The sequence below is a fragment of the Alcanivorax sp. NBRC 101098 genome, from assembly GCF_001010505.1.
GTDB lineage: Bacteria > Pseudomonadota > Gammaproteobacteria > Pseudomonadales > Alcanivoracaceae > Alcanivorax > Alcanivorax borkumensis.
The window spans coordinates 2,827,090-2,844,363 of record NZ_AP014613.1 but is presented as its reverse complement, the minus strand read 5'-3'; the positions used below and the strand labels follow the sequence as shown (position 1 = coordinate 2,844,363).

The window sequence follows — 17,274 nt, the reverse complement described above, 5'->3', positions numbered from 1 at the left end:
TACGAAGGGGGTGGTGAGTCATGCTCGGCCCATGCCCGCCCCACGCCATCATCGTTTGTGATATGCCGTGGGCACGGCGTTCCAAATGATGGGGGCAGTCCAGTGTTGTTGCGTACAGCGTTCCTCATCTGGCAATCCCCGCGCCATAACGCTAGTGTTCCCGTCCTTGTCAGCAAGAAAACAACCCATGAGTCATCACGAACCCGTTCTGCTGGTTTCCCGGCATAACCACCCCCGCGGCAGTTGTCAGCGTGGGCGCATGCAGCGTCAGAGGTTGATTCATCGTGCGTCCTATGTGGTGGTGACAGATCTAGCAGGAAGGGTATGCGTGCAGAAACGGGCAGCAGACAAGCACTTCTATCCCGGTGGCTGGGATTTGGCCGCCGGTGGGGTAATGCGCCCGGATGAAAGCGTGGCTCAAGGGTTGTCGCGAGAGTTGCACGAAGAGTTGGGTCTGCAGCGCCAGTTTTCTTGCTGGCAATGGTTCTGGTTTGCCAATCCTCATCACCGCGTCTGGGGCGCCCTGTCATCAACGGTAGCCTGCCCTGAGGCGGTGTCCCTCAGTGACGAAGTGGTCGCCGTACAGTGGCTGCCAGCCTGTGAAGCGCTGGCGTTGCCCGGTGCCACTCCGGATACTCGCCACGCGCTGTCCTTGCTGTTGTCATCGTCCTCCTGAGCGTTTTCGTCCTTGTGGCCGGGTGTCTGGCTGGATAGGTTTTTGTATCAACAGGGGGAGCTTTATGACTCAGCGATTCAGTGTGCGCGGTAAACGTATTCTCATCACCGGGGCCTCCAGCGGCTTTGGCGCCCATTTTGCTAGGGCTCTGGCCGAAGAAGGCGCAGACCTTGTCCTGGCCGCTCGTCGTGTAGATAAATTGGAAGATACCGCCAAGGCCGTGCGTGAACAGGGCCGAGACGCCATCGTGGTGCCCATGGATGTAAGCGATCACGCTAGCGTCGAGGCGGCTTTTGGCTGCATGCCAGCACTGGATGTGGTGGTGAATAATGCCGGCGTCTCCCGCGAAGGTCCCACCGAGAATATTGCCGAAAGTGAGTGGGATCGAGTGATCGATACCAATCTGAAAGGCGTCTGGGCGGTCTCCAAATTTGCCATTCAGCAATGGCAACGCGATGAGCGTCCAGGCAGCATCGTGAATATCGCGTCCATTCTTGGCTTGCGAGTAGGCGGCCGTGTGGCGGCCTATACCGCTTCCAAGGCAGCGGTGGTTCAGCTCACCAAATCCCTGGCGCTAGATTGTGCGCGCTACAACATTCGCTGCAATGCCATTTGTCCTGGGTATGTGGAAACCGATATCAATCGTGATTTCTTTAGCAGCCCGCAGGCGGAGAAAATGCTTAAGCGTATTCCTTTTCGTCGGTTGGGCAATATCGATGAACTGGTTGGTCCGTTGTTATTGCTGGCCTCGGATGCGTCTTCTTACATGAGTGGTGCCATTATTGCCGTAGACGGTGGCCACCTTTGTACTACTCTTTAATGCTCGCCTACCGCTAGCCGCGGCAATCGTCGTTGCGGGTAAAGCGGCGCTTTTTTCAATCAGTAGCAAGGAATGATCATGGATTTTTCCCTGGGTCAGGAACTGGAAAGCTTGCGCCAGCGCGTGGCCATCTTTGTAGAAGCGGAAATCATGCCGCTAGAAAACGACAAGACCAATTACGACGGCCATGAGAACTTCAAGGAAAGTGTTGTCGATGCTCTGCGCGACAAAGCCAAAGCTGCGGGCCTGTGGGGTTTTCAGTTACCGAAAGAACGCGGTGGCCTGGGTGTGAACGTGTCAGGCATGGCGGTGCTGTATGAAGAGGCCGCCCGCAGCCCGTTTGGGCCGGTTGTGTTTAACTGCGCACCGCCGGACGACGGCACCATGATTATGTTGAACAAGATTCTCAATAATGAACAGAAAGAGCGTTGGTTACAGCCGATGATCGACGGCAAGGTACGTTCCGCTTTTGCCATGACCGAACCCGAAGGTGGCTGCGGTTCAGACCCTTCGTTGACCTACACCTCGGCGACCAAGGACGGTGATAACTGGATCATCAAGGGGCGCAAATGGTTTATCACAGGCGCGGAAGGCGCGCAGACGTTTATCCTGATAGCCAAGACCAGCGATGACCCACGCAAGGGGCTTACTGCGTTTTTATTCGATGCGGATCAGCCCGGTTGGGAAGTGGTACGTCGCATTCCCATCATGGGGCCGGAGGAACACGGCGGCCACTGCGAATTGAAATTCGATGGCTTGGTCATCCCAGATAAAAACCGTTTACTGGACGTGGGCGATGGTTTGAAAGTCACCCAGATTCGGCTTGGCACGGCGCGGCTGACCCACTGCATGCGCTGGCTGGGGTTGGCCAAGCGTTGCATGGAAGAAGCGGCCAGTTATGTAGAAAATCGCATGAGCTTCGGCACCACCCTTGCTGAACACGAAGGCGTGCAATGGATGCTGGGCGACGTGGCCAAGGAAATCGAAGTGGGCCGGCTGTTAACCATGCAAGCGGCCTGGATGCTGGATCAAGAAGACTTTGCCAAGAAAGAAATTGCCATGGCAAAAATTCATGTGGCGGACACATTACATAAAGCGGCAGATACGGCGATTCAATTATGTGGAGCCCGTGGTTATTCCAAGGATACGCTGCTGGAGTGGATCTATCGCTACGCTCGCCAGGCGCGCCTGGTAGATGGCGCTAGCGAAGTGCACAAAATGGTGCTCTCGCGTCTGTATTTGAAAGAGAAGCGTGATTTCTTTAAGTGGCGAGTGTAGGGCCGCTGTGTGTTTGCTATGCGCGTCGCTTGCGGTTGTGGCGTTGCGGTTAACCATCGCAGAAAATTTCTGCTTTGGCCGTCAGTACGGTAGCGACGTTTCGTAAAGGGGCGTTAGGAGCTCTGTTTTTGCTGAAGGTTTTGCCGGTAACTTAGCGCTTCGCGAAGGTGGTCCCGCTCCACGTTGTCGCTACCCTGCAGGTCGGCAATGGTTCGCGCCACCCGTGCGCTGCGGTGCAGGGCACGAGCGGACAACCCCAGCCGCTGCATGACGCCGGCTAACCAATCACGGTGAGAGCGCAGCATAGGCTCCAGCTGGTCGTTTTTTAGTTCTCGGTTCAGTTGCTTTTGCCGCAACCATTGCAGGCGCCAAGCTTCTTTAACCCGTTCGCGGACCGTGTGGCTGGCCTCTCCCTGCTTATCTCCTAGAAGTTCGCTGGCATCCACGGCGGGCACGTCCAGGTGCAGATCAATGCGATCCAGCAACGGGCCGGACAGTTTGCTCTGATAGCGCTTGGCTTTTTCACAGCGGTAGCCACAACTTTTTTCAGGATCACCCAAATAACCACAGGGGCATGGGTTCATCGCCGCAATCAACTGGAAGCGGGCAGGGAAGGTGAGCTGCTGGGCGGCGCGGGCAATGCTGACTTCACCGGTTTCCAGCGGTTCGCGCAAGACCTCCAATACCCTTCGGTCGAATTCCGGTAATTCATCCAGAAACAGAATGCCGTGGTGGGCCAAGGATATTTCACCTGGTCGCGGGTAGCTGCCGCCGCCTACCAGTGCGGTTGCTGACGCGGTGTGGTGCGGGGCTCGGTAAGGCCGTTGATGAAACAGGCTGCTGTCACGAGGCTGGCGTAGAGAGTAAATCGCGGCCACTTCCAGTGCCTGGTTCGGGTTCAGTGGCGGCACCAGCCCGGGTAAGCGGGATGCCAGCATGCTCTTGCCGGCACCAGGCGGTCCGCAGAGCAACATGGAATGTCCGCCAGCTGCGGCAATCTCCAGCACCCGTTTAGCGTGGGCTTGGCCGCGGATCTCCGAGAGGCAGCCACCTTGATAGACCCCAGCCAGTGGCGCGTCACAGTGGTGCAGCGGCAACGGCGTTTGCCCGGCCAGGTGGGCAGCAACGTGTGCGAGTTGGTCGGCGGCGATGGTGCCGGCCCCGGCGAGGGCCGCTTCGTCGGCGTTGTCACGGGGGACGATCAGGGTGCGGCCGGTGGATTGGCAAGCCAGGGCACAGGGAAGCATAGCCGGGACCGGGCTAAGGGAACCGTTCAGGGAGAGTTCGCCAATAAATTCGAATGGGTCTGTGTCGATGCGACCCAATTGGCCGCTGGCCAGCAAAATACCCAGCGCGATGGGTAGGTCGAAGCGACCGCCGTCCTTGGGTAAATCCGCCGGTGCCAAGCTCACGGTGATGCGCCGCTGGGGAAAATCGAAGCCGCTGTTAACCAGCGCAGAGCGTACTCGGTCGCGGCTCTCGCGTACCGCGGTATCGCCCAATCCGACAATAGTAAATGCCGGCAAACCCGGAGCTAGATGGGTTTCCACCCGCACGGTGCGGGCTTCAATACCTACCGGTGCCCGGCTGTATAGCAGCGCATGCGTCACGATACCTCACAAATTCAATGGGCTGTGAAGCAGTGTACGGGGTGGGGGTCAGGGTGCCTGTAGGCTGGTGTAGATGCTGGCTGTAGGAAAAGGGCTGGGCGCACCAAGCGATGGCTGCAGCCGGGGGCGCTTGCAGGCAAGCTTCCACAGTGAAAGTGTGCTGTAGTTCAGGCGTCCTGTGCTTTTTCCAGTTCGGCTACCTGTTTCTCCAGCGCTTCCAGTTTTTCGCGGGTGCGCAGCAATACTTGCTGCTGGATATCGAACTCTTCACGGGTAATCAGATCCAGCCGGCTGACGGTTTCTGCCAGCACGCCGCGTACGTTGCGTTCTACTTCGCTACGCAACCCGCCCAGGTCAGTAGGCAGGCGGCGGCTGATGTCGGCCATAAGGCGGTCGATGAAGGGTTGATCAGGCATAACAACGGCGTCCTTGTAATGATGCGCGGATGGTAGCACGGTGTGCGGGGGTGAGGCACCGGGTTGCTCAGGCAGACATTCTGCACCAACCTGGATCCTGCCCCATTGTGGTGCGCTATAATGGCGCGCTTGGGCTGGATGATGAATCCAGGCCGTGATGCAAGTGACTGATAAAGCATGATTTTTTAAAACTGGCATGGGTCGTGCACTAATTGGGTCAGAGCGTTCGCGCAAGATGTGGATCGGGAACCATAACGGGGCTCGAAGAGAAACGGACGTCACCGGACGCGGTGAAAGCTGAGGAGAAAAAAATGAAATTGGTTACTGCCGTAATTAAGCCGTTCAAATTGGATGACGTGCGTGAAGCACTCTCCGAGATTGGCGTGCAGGGCATCACTGTTACTGAAGTGAAAGGCTTTGGGCGTCAGAAAGGTCACACCGAGCTGTACCGGGGTGCCGAGTACGTGGTGGATTTCTTGCCCAAGGTAAAAATCGAAGTGGCCATCGCCGAGTCGAGCTTGGACCAAGTGATTGAAGCCATCGCGAAAGCCGCTAATACCGGCAAAATTGGTGACGGCAAAATCTTCGTTACCTCCCTTGAGCAAGCGATTCGCATCCGTACCGGTGAAACCGGCGAGGACGCGATTTAAGTTTTACCGTGTTTTGAATTGACCCATGCCAGGGCTTTAAGAGAACACGCTTCCATTTTCGGAGGGTTGCATTGTGGAAAACCAAATTTTTGAATTGAAATACGCGCTGGATACGTTTTATTTCCTTATCTGTGGCGCGCTAGTTATGTGGATGGCTGCCGGCTTTGCCATGCTCGAAGCGGGCCTGGTGCGCGCCAAGAACACCACGGAAATTCTCACCAAAAACGTGGCCCTGTTTGCCATCGCCAGCATCATGTACATGGTGTGCGGTTACGCGATCATGTATGACGGTGCTATTTTCCTTTCTGGGATTGTGGGCGACGGGGTTGCTGGCGCAGAAGAAGCGGCTACCTACGCACCATCTGCTGATTTCTTCTTCCAGGTTGTGTTTGTCGCAACGGCCATGTCCATCGTATCTGGTGCGGTGGCAGAACGGATGAAGTTGTGGGCATTCTTGATCTTCGCGGTTGTTATGACCGGCATTATCTATCCGCTGGAAGGCTCCTGGACGTGGGGTGGTGCGGATGTGTTCGGTTTGTATAACTTGGGCGACCAGGGCTTCTCTGACTTCGCCGGTTCCGGCATCGTTCACATGGCGGGTGCGGCTGCTGCCTTGGCTGGTGTTCTGCTGTTGGGCGCACGAAAAGGCAAATATGGCCCGAACGGTGAAGTACACGCCATCCCGGGTTCTAACCTGCCATTGGCCGCACTGGGTACCTTCATCCTGTGGTTGGGCTGGTTCGGTTTCAATGGTGGCTCTGTGCTGGCAACGTCCAGTGTCGGTGACTCCAACGCGGTGGCGGTTGTGTTCATGAACACTAACGCGGCTGCTGCCGGTGGTGCCATTGCTGCGCTGATTGTTGGTCGCATCTTGTTCGGCAAAGCCGACCTGACCATGCTGCTTAACGGCGCCTTGGCAGGGCTGGTGGCGATCACTGCGGAGCCCTCTACCCCGACTGCTTTGCAGGCAACCCTGTTCGGTGCCTTGGGTGGCGTGCTGGTTGTATTTAGCATCCTGACTCTGGACAAGATGAAGATCGATGATCCGGTGGGTGCGATCTCCGTGCATGGTGTAGTTGGTTTCCTCGGCTTGATGCTGGTTCCGATCACCAACCCGCTGACCGACGATGGTGGCGCAAGCTTCTCTGGTCAGCTGATCGGTGCAGTGACTATCTTTGCTTGGGTGTTCGTTGCAAGCCTGGTGGTATGGGGCATCCTGAAAGTGGTAATGGGTATCCGCGTTAGCGAGGAAGAAGAGTACGAAGGCATGGATATCGCGGACTGCGGTATGGAAGCCTACCCTGAGTTTGTTAAGGGTTAATAAGAGGCGCAGCAAGCAACACGCGTCATGCAACAAAAAAGCCCCGGCCGGTTGGTCGGGGCTTTTTTGTGAGTGGCGGATTTTTGCGTTTTCTACAATGCGGCTATAGGCGTTTCTTGCCAGTGCCGCTTTGTGTTTTTGTGCGCAGCACTGCGCAGTGGTTGACCGTGCCATTCCTCCCCTATGCTATCATCGCTCCCTTTCCGGCCAGCAGTATGTGTGCACCATGACTGAACCAACCGTTATTCGCCTGCGTAAAAATGAAGAACGTCGCCTGAAAGCGGGCCACTTGTGGGTTTATGCCAACGAGATTGATACCCGACATACCCCGCTTAAGGATTTGTCTGCCGGTACTTGTGTACTGGAAGATAGCCGTGGCAAACCGTTGGGGCGCGCCCTGCTTAGCCCGCATTCATTGATTGCGGCGCGTCTGTATAGCCGTGATGTGAAGCAGGCGCTGTCGCGTAGCTTTTTCAAAAAGCGTATTGAGCAAGCGCTGACCTTGCGGGAACAACTGTTTGACGATGCCTGCTACCGGTTGATTTACGGCGAAGCAGATGGTCTACCCGGCCTAGTGGTGGATCGCTTCAACGATGTGCTGGTGGTGCAGACCGGTTCCGGTGCCATGGAAGCCCACCTTGACGTGATTGTTAGTGCCCTGGATGCGGTGCTGGCGCCAACCCATATTATCGCCAAGAACGAAGCCGTTGCCCGTGAATTTGAAGGCTTAGACCGTTATACCAAGGCGTTGAAAGGCGAGTTGTTGGATGAAATCAGCCTCACTGAAAATGGTGCGGCTTTTGTGGCGCCCTTAGCGGAAGGGCAAAAGACCGGCTGGTTCTATGACCACCGAGCTGCTCGCCAGAAAATGCAGGCGCTGGCCAAAGGTGCTCGTGTGTTGGATGTGTTCAGTTATTGTGGCGGTTGGGGCGTGCAAGCGGCATTGGCCGGGGCGGAATCGGTGACGTGTGTGGATGGTTCCGAAATCGCCACGGATTATGTGCACCGTAATGCGCAGCTGAACGGTGTTGCCGATACCGTGGGGAGCATTCAGGGCGATGCTTTTGCGGCTATGAAGCAATTGATCGCTGACGGTGAAAAATACGATTTGGTAGTTCTGGATCCGCCAGCGTTTATCAAGCGCAAGAAAGATTTCAAGAACGGCTTGGCCGGTTACCACGCCATTAATGAGCTGGCCATGCGATTAGTAAAGCCGGGTGGGTACCTGGTATCAGCCTCTTGTTCTATGCATATGCCTGCAGAGCGCTTGCTTGAGGTGGTGCATAGCAGCGCTCGCCATATTGACCGCAGTATTCAGGTGGTGGGTTATGAGGGGCAAGGGCCGGACCATCCTGTGCACCCGGCCATTGCAGAAACCGCCTACCTGAAAACCTGGTTCTGCCGCGTGTTGTTCAGTCTTTAGCCGTCTCTACGGCTGGATTTCGCGCGCTGTTCCTGAAAGTCACGGCGTTGATGGTTGGGTATGATGATCTGAGCCCGTCACAGGCCAGCACCCAGTGCGCGGTCATTCTTATGGCCATACTTGGCACTTTTTGTGCCCGGCGCTGTTCTTTTGCTCCCGTTTTTCCGTCGTCATTCTAGGAGATCATGTCGACACCATTCACGCTGATGCGGCCCACCTCCAGACACGTTTTAACACGACGCCCCCCCGCATTAATTTCCCGCACATAGCGAAACGGGCCTGCGCGACAACCGGCACCCGCGGCCCCAGCGATCAGGCCTTTCCGAAGGCGGCTAATTCTTCGGTGATAGGATGCAATCATTTATCCTGCTGGACTAGCGGGCGGGCCTACAGCTCTGGCTAGCGATCTTCGTCGGGTCGGGAAAAAGAAAAATCACGATCTCGGCCTCGGTTTTTGTTTTTTTTGACAACGCAGGGCTCCACAAAAGGGGGGCGCGTATAGTGTAGAGTATGTGCAGGGGCGTCCTGATTTGCTGGGCGCATGGCCCGCAGGCACGAAAATTGAAAGGTATAGAGAGCTGACATTCACGCTGGCGAACAGAGAGGTGGTCGCGTGTCTTTACCCCCGGATTTTATGCATGCCCGTGTGGATGCAGTGAGGAAGAAATTGAACGTGCAGGTGTGCAGCCTGTATCAGGCCGATAGCAGCCGAAAAAGCTTGGAAATCGTTGCCACCAGTGGTCTGAATCAGCGTGTGCTGGGGGCTACTCTAACGTATAGCCAAGGATTGACAGGCAAGGTGGCTCGCACCCGAAGTACTGTGGTGGCGCGGGACGTGCAGGCTCATATGGATTATTTCTATGTGCCCGGTTCGGATGAAGAACATTTCCGCAGTTACCTGGGCATTCCGCTGGAATGCGACAGCGTCCTCTACGGTGTGTTGGTGGTGCAAACAAGGGTGAAAAAAACGTTTTTTCTGAAAGATATCAGGGAGCTTCACAACGGAGGCCGGGATTTATTGGATGCGCTCAAGTTGAGCGTACGGTGGGCGGGCTAGAAGCGCTTGTGAGCTTCTAGCCACGAGTAAATAAAAGGCAAAGTAAGTTGCCATGCCATGGTGTTGATATATTCGCCGTTAACAGTGCGAAGCTTTGCCTTATTCGCTCGCCAACCAGGCCAGTGCGTTTTTCTGTTCGGCCTCTATTTAAAGGCTTTCACTTCGCCGGGAATCAGCGCGCTTGCCTGTTGAGCGACATTGCTGATCCAGTCGTGGCTGGTGACGACGGCGATGCGGTGCCAACTGAGCGGGTGACGAAGGCCGACCAAGGCATCCTGCAACATGGCTCCGGCTGAGAAACTGTCAAAGGTGGGCCCGATTTCGTAGAGCAGGTTAATTTTGTCGTGCTGGCTCAGAGCGCCTTCGATGGCCGGTGCTAGTACTTTTCGGTAGTCCTCGGCGGTGAGTTCTCCGTGGGCGCTGACACCAGCGGTGTCTCCGGGATTGAGCCGCGAGGTGTGTTGGATAGCCAGGTTCCGGATATCTTGCGCTTCGTGATGAACTTTGGTTTTCCCGCTAAACGTGATTATTCCTTTTCCTTCCCGTAAGCCCGCAGAAACATATCTACAACTTGTTCGGCATGGGGTTTCGCTTCGCTGGCTGTCATGGGCGCATTGCAGCCGATCATCACGCGCATGTGCTCACAGCCTTGCAGCAAGCTGAAGAAATTCTCTGCGGCTTGCTTGGGGTTGTCCGCCTGCAGGAGCCCAATGTTATTACCTTTGCGTACCAAGTTTTCCATGGCGGTGACGGTACGTTGTGGCCCAGCCTCGAAAAATAGCTGTGACATGGCCGGGTCCTGTGTCGCTTGGCTGGTCATTAGTCGCTGTAGTTCAACTACCTTGGGTGTATGAATCAGTTGTAGAAACGCTAGGCCAATTTTGGTCAGGGTGGCGCGAATCGAAAGGTGCGGTTCCAGTGCGAAGATAGGCATGGGAAGTAAGTTGTGACATGTCGTCTCAATCGCTGACGAAAATAGCGTCTCTTTATCACTAAAATGGCTATAAACCGTGAGTTTGGAGACACCAGCCTGCTTGGCCACGGCATCCATGCTAGTGCCGGTAAACCCATGCTTGAGAAACAACGCTGTAGCCGCCTTAAGGATGGCGGTGCGCTTTGCCGGGTCTTTAGGGCGCCCGCGAGGATTGGGTTGATCTGGGGAAACACTGTCAATCATATTTCAATACTGGACGGTTCAGTTTAATAAAATTACTATACTGCCGAGTATAGCATGCCGGCAAGTTAAGCCCGGCAGAATCTGCATCACAAGCAGAGCCACTTAATGAGGTGGGATCAATAATGAGGGTGCCTGTCATGTTTCGTTCTTTATTGCTGCCGGGGTTGATTGCCACGGGAATGGCGGCAGGGCTGTTGTCTTTGCAGGGTTGCTCAGAGCCTGAGTCTGAAAACAAGGTACCTGCCCGCCCGGCGTTGGTAGCCCAGCCTCTCTCGGCGGATCCTACCCAGGATGTATTTCCCGGAGAAATTCGCGCCCGCTATGAGCCGGAACTGGGCTTCCGTATCGGTGGCAAGATTAGCCAACGGTTGGTGGATGTGGGGGATCGGGTGAGTGAAGGCACGGTGCTCGCCAAGCTGGATACGGATGATGTGAGTTTGAAGCTAGATGCTGCCCGTGCCCAGATGGCCTCCGCTCAAGCTGACCACAAGTTGGCCAATAGTGAACTGGAACGCTACCGCGAACTGATGGAACGCAATGTGATTAGCCGTTCCCAATTTGACTCATTTGAGAGTCGTTATGACGCTAGTGTGGCGCAATTGCGTCAGGCGCGGGCTAACCTGAATGTGGCTCGTAATCAGGCAGACTATGCCTCGTTGAAAGCTCCCCGTGATGGCGTGATAGCACAGCGTTTGGCGGAAGCTGGTCAGGTTGTTGCAGCAGGGCAGGCGGTGTTTGTGCTGGCTGTGGATGGCGACCGTGAAGTGCGTATTGATCTGCCGGAACAGGATGTAGGCCATTTTAAAATTGGTATGCCGGTGGGCATCGAGTTGTGGTCCCGGCCCGGTCAAGTGTTCGAAGGAAAAATTCGGGAATTGTCTCCTGCGGCGGACCCTCGCTCGCGAACCTTTGAAGCTCGGGTTGCTTTTGAGAATACGACGGTCGGCGCAGATCTGGGCCAGTCTGCCCGGGTCTTTGTTAGCGGTGTGGCGAATGCAGATATACTCAGTATCCCGCTATCGGCATTGACGGCTGAAGGCGAGGCTACCTATGTGTGGGTGATAAACCCAGATACGGGCCTTGTGCATAAGGCGCCGGTGGAAGTGGGACCCTACCAGGAACAGATAGTACCAGTGCTGCGGGGTTTGCAGCCGCAGGATTGGGTTGTCAGTGCAGGCACGCATTTGCTACGTGAAGGGCAAGCTGTGATCCCTGTGGACCGTCAGAATCGCCGGTTAGATCTGAAGCAAACCGCTTTGGCTTCGCAGCTAGAATCTACCGGAGCTGTAGAATCTAATAGTGAAACCGGTGCGCAGTCAGGTCCGGACGCGGACCAATAAGGGGAGTATGACTATGTCGTTCAATCTCTCCGAATGGGCGCTAAAAAACCGAACGCTAGTGCTTTATGCCATTATTTTGCTCGGCGCCTTGGGGGCCATTTCCTATGGCAAGTTGGGCCAGAGTGAAGATCCCCCCTTTACCTTCAAACTGATGACCGTCAATACACTTTGGCCCGGTGCCAGCGCCGAAGAAGTCTCCCGGCAAATTACCGAACGGGTGGAAAAGAAATTGATGGAGACCGGAGATTTCGAGCGGATTACGTCCTATTCGCGCCCTGGTCAGTCGCTGGTTATGTTCAAGGCCCGGGATGATATGCGCTCCAAAGATATCACTGATCTCTGGTATCAGGTGCGCAAGAAGATCGGTGATATTCGTCACACCTTACCCCAAGACGTTCAAGGCCCTTTTTTCAACGATGAATTCGGCACAACCTTCGGCAACATTTATGCGTTGACGGGAAAGGGGTTTGATTATGCCATTATGAAAGACTACGCCGACCGTTTGCAGCTTGCTCTGCAGCGAGTGGACGACGTGGGTAAGGTGGAGTTAGTTGGTCTTCAAGATGAAAAAATATGGGTGGAAATTGCCAACACCAAACTGGCGTCCTTGGGAATCCCGTTAATCACAGTGCAGCAGGCATTGCAGTCACAGAATGCCGTGTCAGACGCGGGTTTTTTTGAAACACCCAGCAGTCGCGTTCGCCTTCGGGTGACCGGTGAATTCACCAGCGTGGACGATATTCGCAATTTTCCTATTCAAGTAGAAAATCGCACGCTGCGTTTAGGTGATATCGCAAGAGTGTATCGTGGCTTCAGCGATCCGCCGCAACCACGTATGCGATTTATGGGAGAAAATGCCATTGGTATTGCCGTTTCCATGAAAGACGGTGGCGATATTCTCAAGCTTGGCGAAAATTTGGATCGCACCTTTGCCAAGTTGCAACAAAGCCTGCCAATCGGCATGGAGCTTCGTCAGGTTTCTGATCAGCCTGCGGCGGTAGAAGCTGGGGTGGGAGAATTTGTTCAAGTATTGATGGAAGCGCTGGTCATCGTGTTGCTAGTGAGCTTTTTCTCGTTGGGGTGGAGAACGGGGCTTGTGGTGGCGCTCTCTATTCCGCTGGTGTTGGCGATGACATTTGCGGCAATGAAGTATTTTGACATTGGTTTACACAAGATTTCTCTTGGTGCACTAGTACTGGCGCTGGGTTTAATGGTGGACGATGCCATCATCGCAGTGGAAATGATGGCGATAAAAATGGAGCAGGGCTTCAGTCGCATCAAAGCTGCAGGTTTTGCCTGGACGAGTACCGCCTTTCCGATGCTTACGGGCACCTTGATTACAGCAGCAGGCTTCCTGCCTATTGCCACGGCCCAGTCCAGTACTGGTGAATATACGCGTTCTATTTTCCAGGTGGTCACTATTGCCTTGTTGGCGTCCTGGGTTACAGCGGTGGTTTTTGTTCCCTACCTGGGTGAGAAGTTGCTTCCCAGCTTGGCTCGCCGTGATGCCAGTGGTGATGTGCATGATCCCTATCAGAAGCCTTTTTACCGTCGTTTTCGCAGCTGGGTGGAGCGGTGTGTGCGGTACCGCAAAACGGTGATCGGGCTAACCGTTGGTATTTTTGTGTTCTCTATTATTTTGTTCAGCGCTGTTCCGCAGCAGTTTTTCCCGCCGTCTGGCCGGCTTGAACTGATGGTGGATATGAAGTTAGAAGAGGGCGCATCGCTAACAGCGACACAGGCAAAGGCCCTGCGTTTGGAAGAGATGCTTGGTGAAAACGACATGATCGAAAATTACGTGGGTTACATGGGGAGCGGCTCGCCACGTTATTACTTGTCGTTGGATCAGAAGTTGCCTGCTGCTAGTGTCGCTCAGTTTGTGGTGCTTACTCGTAATGTGGATGATCGCGAGCAAGTGCGCGATTGGTTGATAAACACTCTTGACCGGGAATTCCCGGCGGTACGTACTCGGGTGTCGCGATTGGAAAATGGTCCGCCGGTGGGGTACCCGATACAGTTACGTATTTCCGGTGAACATATTCCTCAAGTACGTGAATTGGCCCGGCGTGTTGCGGAGAAAGTGCGCGACAACGGCCAGACTGCCAATGTGCACCTTGATTGGGAAGAGCCCAGCAAGGTTGTGCGGCTAATCATTGATCAGGATCGGGCGCGTACGCTTGGCATTACGACTTCGGATTTGTCTACTGCGTTGCAGGCCTCTCTTTCCGGTGTGGCGGTCAGCCAGTACCGTGAAGATAATGAATTGATTAATGTTGAAGTTCGCGGTGACAGCCATGAACGCCATGCGCTGGGTTTGCTTGGCAATCTTGCGGTGCAGACCGCCAGTGGGCGTAGTGTGCCGTTGAATCAGGTGGCGACACTGGAGTCCGGTTTCGAAGAAGGGATTATTTGGCACCGTGACCGGCTGCCCACTGTGACCGTATTGGCGGATGTGAAAGGCGATGTGCTGCCCGCTACGCTGATGCAGCAAATCATGCCTGAGTTGTCCCAGGTTCAGGCGGACTTACCGCCAGGCTATCTGCTAGAAGTGGGCGGTACAGTGGAGGAATCCGCGCGGGGTCAGAAATCGGTGAATGCAGGGATGCCGTTGTTCATTCTGGTAGTGATTACTCTGTTAATGTTGCAACTGCGCAGCTTCCCGTTGTCGCTGATGGTCTTCATCACAGCACCTTTGGGGCTGATCGGGGTGACGTTCTTCTTGTTGCTGTTCCAGAAACCGTTTGGGTTTGTGGCCATGCTGGGCACCATCGCGTTGGCGGGGATGATCATGCGTAATGCGGTGATCCTGGTGGATCAGATTGGGCAGGATATGGAGCAGGGTCTTACCGCTTGGGATGCGATTATTGAGTCCACGGTACGCCGTTTCCGACCTATCGTGTTGACGGCTCTGACGGCAGTGCTGGCTATGATACCGTTGTCGCGCAGTGTCTTCTTCGGCCCCATGGCGGTGGCGATTATGGGTGGGCTGATTGTGGCCACGGCTCTAACTTTATTGTTTCTGCCCGCATTGTACGCGGCTTGGTTCCGGGTCAAGGAAGAGCATGCGGATGCACAATAACGGGCGTTGACTCTGTTGCCCGATAGTTTCCTCTTACCCCGGCATTTGCCGGGGGGAGTGTGGTGGGCCGGTGCGGGTGCCTGCCGGGTACAATCATCAGGTCTCGCGTATGGGGATGACGGCAAAATCTCGATGGGTATTTTTTTGTCATAAAACCAATGGCACAGAAGATTGACGTCGCTCGGCTGGGCTCGACGAGGGTGTGACGGCCCTCATCGCCAGGGATGGATTACAGTTAGGAGCGGACGTTTGTCGTCGATAAAACGGCGTGCATGAAGAGTACGTCAGGGGCTCTCCAGAACCCCGCTAAGCATCGCTGTCATCAAACAGTGCGGCCAAGTTCCCCAGCTCTTCTTCCAAATTCCAGTGCATTTCCCGTGTGGTGATACTCAGCAACACGAGTGCATTCACGGATGCGTCTGATTCTCCATGCTGGCGTAGGCGGTCGGTAAAGCAACGATTTAGTTCATTGAGTGCGCGGTAACGGTCATTTAGCCCATCCAGAGACACGGCTTGTTCAGGTTGTTGGCGGTTGCGAATGTAATGATGCAACAGATACAAGCTGGCGGTGCGCACAAGCGTTTCCGTGTCGCTACTCAGTGGAAGATGGAAGTGGGCCATGGGCCGCAGAAAGCGTGTATGCGGGCAGTCGCTCAGCGCGCAGATCAGCCCAAACAGGGAGCTCAGAGCCCGCTGCAGGGTGGTCTCTTGTTGGTAACGTCGTTGGGGCGTTTCCACGTCCAAAAGTACTGCTTGAAACGAATCCCCTAGCGCAGATTCCGGCAACAGATAGGCCAGGTTACGGGCAATGGGGCAATAGCGATTTTCGTGAGGGTTCAATGGGCAGTGACTGCACTGGTTATAGCTCAGCGCGGCCCAGTCGGGGGGGGTAAACGTATCGGGAATGGCAATGGCACCGTGCTCTTCTAACAGAGAAATACGGATGCGTTGTTGCCACCCCGTCGGCGTGGTCAGAGTGTAGACGAAATCAGGCTGCATCGGCCCGGTCGGTCTGCTTTAGCGGTAGCCGGATCGTAAAAATGGTACCGGCGCCGAGTTGGCTTGCCACGGTCATGGTGCCGCCGTGGTGCTGAATGATGTCATGGGAGATGGACAGCCCAAGACCGGTGCCTTGGCCTATGGGCTTGGTGGTGAAGAAGGGTTCGAAGATCTGCTGTAGGAATTCATCGGCAATGCCTGGTCCATCGTCGGCAATGGTCAGAGTGCACCATTGTTCATCGCACTGGGCTGCAATAGTGATGTGACCTTTGTCTTCGATAGCCTGGGCTGCGTTGACGAACAGATTCATGAACACTTGCGACAGCTGGCTTGCCGATCCACTAATCGTAGGTAGAGAATCGGGTAGAGTGTGAGTAACCGTAATCCGATTTTTAATTTCATGTTTGGCTAGGTTCAATGCAATCGCTAGGCAGGCAGGAATATCGGTAGGACAGAACGCTTCTGGCTGGTTATGGGAGAAGTGCTTTAAGTCGCGAATAATTTTCTTGATCCGCTCAATCCCTTCCTCGGTTTCATTCAGCAGTGCAGGATAATCTTCCATCATGAAGGCCAGCTTTTTTGTGTCTATATTAAGGTTTTCTGCAGTGTTTAGAAATTTCTGGAACTGATCATTGCTGATACGCTTTTTAAGTCCCTTAATAAGACCTGCCATGGAGTTGAGGTAATCCCGGCTGCGATTCAAATTGGAAGAAATATAGGCGATAGGATTATTTATTTCGTGGGCAATACCTGCCGATATGGTTCCCAATGAGGCCATTTTTTCCGAGTGTAATAGCAGCGATTCCACCTGATCCAGTTTTTGGCTCTTGTCTTTCACCTCCTGCATTAGTTTATTGTTTTCGGTTTTGATGTTGGTGATATCGGTGCCGAAATAAATATAGCCGTCGTCTTCATCGGAAATGTAAGAAAGAGGAAATAGGAACATGTTCATCCAGTAACGGCTACCGTCTGCATGACGGTTGCATACCTCCCCGTTCCACACACCAGATAGCGCCTGCCCGCAACGCATGAGCGGTAGGGAATCATCTTCAGGATGATTGATCTTTTCGTTCTGACCGATAAGTTGTGAAAAAGAGTGACCGCTGAGAGCGAGAAACTTACCGTTGGCAAAGGTTATGGTGCCGTGGCGGTCGGTTGTCAGTACACAGTATTCGTCGATAATCCGCGCCAGTGGGCCAAGTAGAGCTTTGTTCAGTTTGTATTCGTCAGCATTTACCTCGATCAAATGCAGCTTGCGGCCGAACGGGTTATCCGTTAACGCCGAGAACTCTGTCAGTTTAGCTTCCACGTTAATTGAGGTGCGGTAGGTTTTATACAAAAAGAAAATAATGATCAGCAGGATGACCGTAGAGGACACTAAAAATAGCCCTTGAGCTTCCATGCCAAAGCCAATACTCGTTTTGTCCA

15 protein-coding genes are annotated in these 17,274 nt (G+C 54.5%); 9 read left to right on the top strand and 6 right to left on the bottom strand.

What is annotated here, in order from left to right; genetic code table 11:
* Window positions 1-187: 187 nt before the first annotated feature.
* The 3 genes from AS19_RS12880 to AS19_RS12870 all read left to right on the top strand — a co-directional run bounded on the left by AS19_RS12880 (window position 188) and on the right by AS19_RS12870 (window position 2,774).
* The gene (locus AS19_RS12880) at window positions 188-676 is read left to right on the top strand and encodes an NUDIX hydrolase (protein WP_035460021.1); all 489 of its coding nucleotides are present in this window, start codon (window positions 188-190) and stop codon (window positions 674-676) included.
* 64 nt (window positions 677-740) lie between these two features.
* Window positions 741-1,496, top strand: coding sequence for an SDR family NAD(P)-dependent oxidoreductase (locus tag AS19_RS12875; protein WP_046962178.1), 756 nt, complete (start codon window positions 741-743; stop codon window positions 1,494-1,496).
* A 78-nt stretch (window positions 1,497-1,574) separates the two neighbouring features.
* Window positions 1,575-2,774 (top strand): acyl-CoA dehydrogenase family protein, encoded by a 1,200-nt coding sequence (locus AS19_RS12870; RefSeq protein ID WP_046962177.1) that lies wholly within the window; start codon window positions 1,575-1,577, stop codon window positions 2,772-2,774.
* Between the two features lie 113 nt (window positions 2,775-2,887).
* Here AS19_RS12870 and AS19_RS12865 read toward each other — a convergent pair whose 3' ends face one another.
* Window positions 2,888-4,384: a YifB family Mg chelatase-like AAA ATPase gene (locus AS19_RS12865; protein ID WP_011589803.1), complete on the bottom strand. Its 1,497-nt coding sequence runs from the start codon at window positions 4,382-4,384 to the stop codon at window positions 2,888-2,890.
* 167 nt (window positions 4,385-4,551) lie between these two features.
* Entirely contained in the window at window positions 4,552-4,800 is a 249-nt protein-coding gene (locus tag AS19_RS12860; RefSeq protein ID WP_011589802.1) for an accessory factor UbiK family protein, read from the bottom strand.
* Between the two features lie 311 nt (window positions 4,801-5,111).
* Between AS19_RS12860 and glnK the strand changes: the two genes are divergently transcribed.
* From glnK to AS19_RS12840, 4 genes are all read left to right on the top strand, one after another.
* Window positions 5,112-5,450, top strand: a complete 339-nt coding sequence (gene glnK, locus AS19_RS12855) for a P-II family nitrogen regulator (RefSeq protein ID WP_008930504.1) — start codon at window positions 5,112-5,114, stop codon at window positions 5,448-5,450.
* A gap of 73 nt (window positions 5,451-5,523) precedes the next feature.
* Entirely contained in the window at window positions 5,524-6,771 is a 1,248-nt protein-coding gene (locus AS19_RS12850) for an ammonium transporter (RefSeq protein WP_011589801.1), read from the top strand.
* Window positions 6,772-6,997: 226 nt separating this feature from the next.
* Entirely contained in the window at window positions 6,998-8,194 is a 1,197-nt protein-coding gene (locus AS19_RS12845) for a class I SAM-dependent rRNA methyltransferase (protein ID WP_041705123.1), read from the top strand.
* A 613-nt stretch (window positions 8,195-8,807) separates the two neighbouring features.
* Entirely contained in the window at window positions 8,808-9,251 is a 444-nt protein-coding gene (locus AS19_RS12840) for a GAF domain-containing protein (RefSeq protein ID WP_011589799.1), read from the top strand.
* Between the two features lie 143 nt (window positions 9,252-9,394).
* Here the strand turns inward: AS19_RS12840 and AS19_RS14245 are convergent, their stop codons facing one another.
* Together AS19_RS14245 and AS19_RS12830 are read right to left on the bottom strand one after the other, a co-directional pair.
* A complete protein-coding gene (locus tag AS19_RS14245) occupies window positions 9,395-9,619 on the bottom strand; it encodes an STAS/SEC14 domain-containing protein (RefSeq protein WP_231483448.1) in 225 nt (74 codons plus the stop codon).
* Between the two features lie 158 nt (window positions 9,620-9,777).
* Window positions 9,778-10,428 carry a TetR/AcrR family transcriptional regulator gene (locus tag AS19_RS12830; RefSeq protein WP_011589796.1) on the bottom strand — a complete coding sequence of 217 codons (651 nt, stop codon included), beginning with the start codon at window positions 10,426-10,428 and terminating at the stop codon, window positions 9,778-9,780.
* A gap of 137 nt (window positions 10,429-10,565) precedes the next feature.
* Between AS19_RS12830 and AS19_RS12825 the strand changes: the two genes are divergently transcribed.
* Both AS19_RS12825 and AS19_RS12820 read left to right on the top strand, forming a co-directional pair.
* Window positions 10,566-11,768 (top strand): efflux RND transporter periplasmic adaptor subunit, encoded by a 1,203-nt coding sequence (locus AS19_RS12825; RefSeq protein WP_041705121.1) that lies wholly within the window; start codon window positions 10,566-10,568, stop codon window positions 11,766-11,768.
* Window positions 11,769-11,781: 13 nt separating this feature from the next.
* Window positions 11,782-14,847: an efflux RND transporter permease subunit gene (locus tag AS19_RS12820; RefSeq protein WP_011589794.1), complete on the top strand. Its 3,066-nt coding sequence runs from the start codon at window positions 11,782-11,784 to the stop codon at window positions 14,845-14,847.
* Between the two features lie 306 nt (window positions 14,848-15,153).
* Here the strand turns inward: AS19_RS12820 and AS19_RS12815 are convergent, their stop codons facing one another.
* Window positions 15,154-15,846 (bottom strand): hypothetical protein, encoded by a 693-nt coding sequence (locus AS19_RS12815; protein ID WP_011589793.1) that lies wholly within the window; start codon window positions 15,844-15,846, stop codon window positions 15,154-15,156.
* Window positions 15,836-17,248 (bottom strand): ATP-binding protein, encoded by a 1,413-nt coding sequence (locus tag AS19_RS12810; protein ID WP_231860859.1) that lies wholly within the window; start codon window positions 17,246-17,248, stop codon window positions 15,836-15,838. Before AS19_RS12810 ends, AS19_RS12815 begins: the two co-directional genes overlap by 11 nt.
* Between the last annotated feature and the right edge of the window lie 26 nt (window positions 17,249-17,274).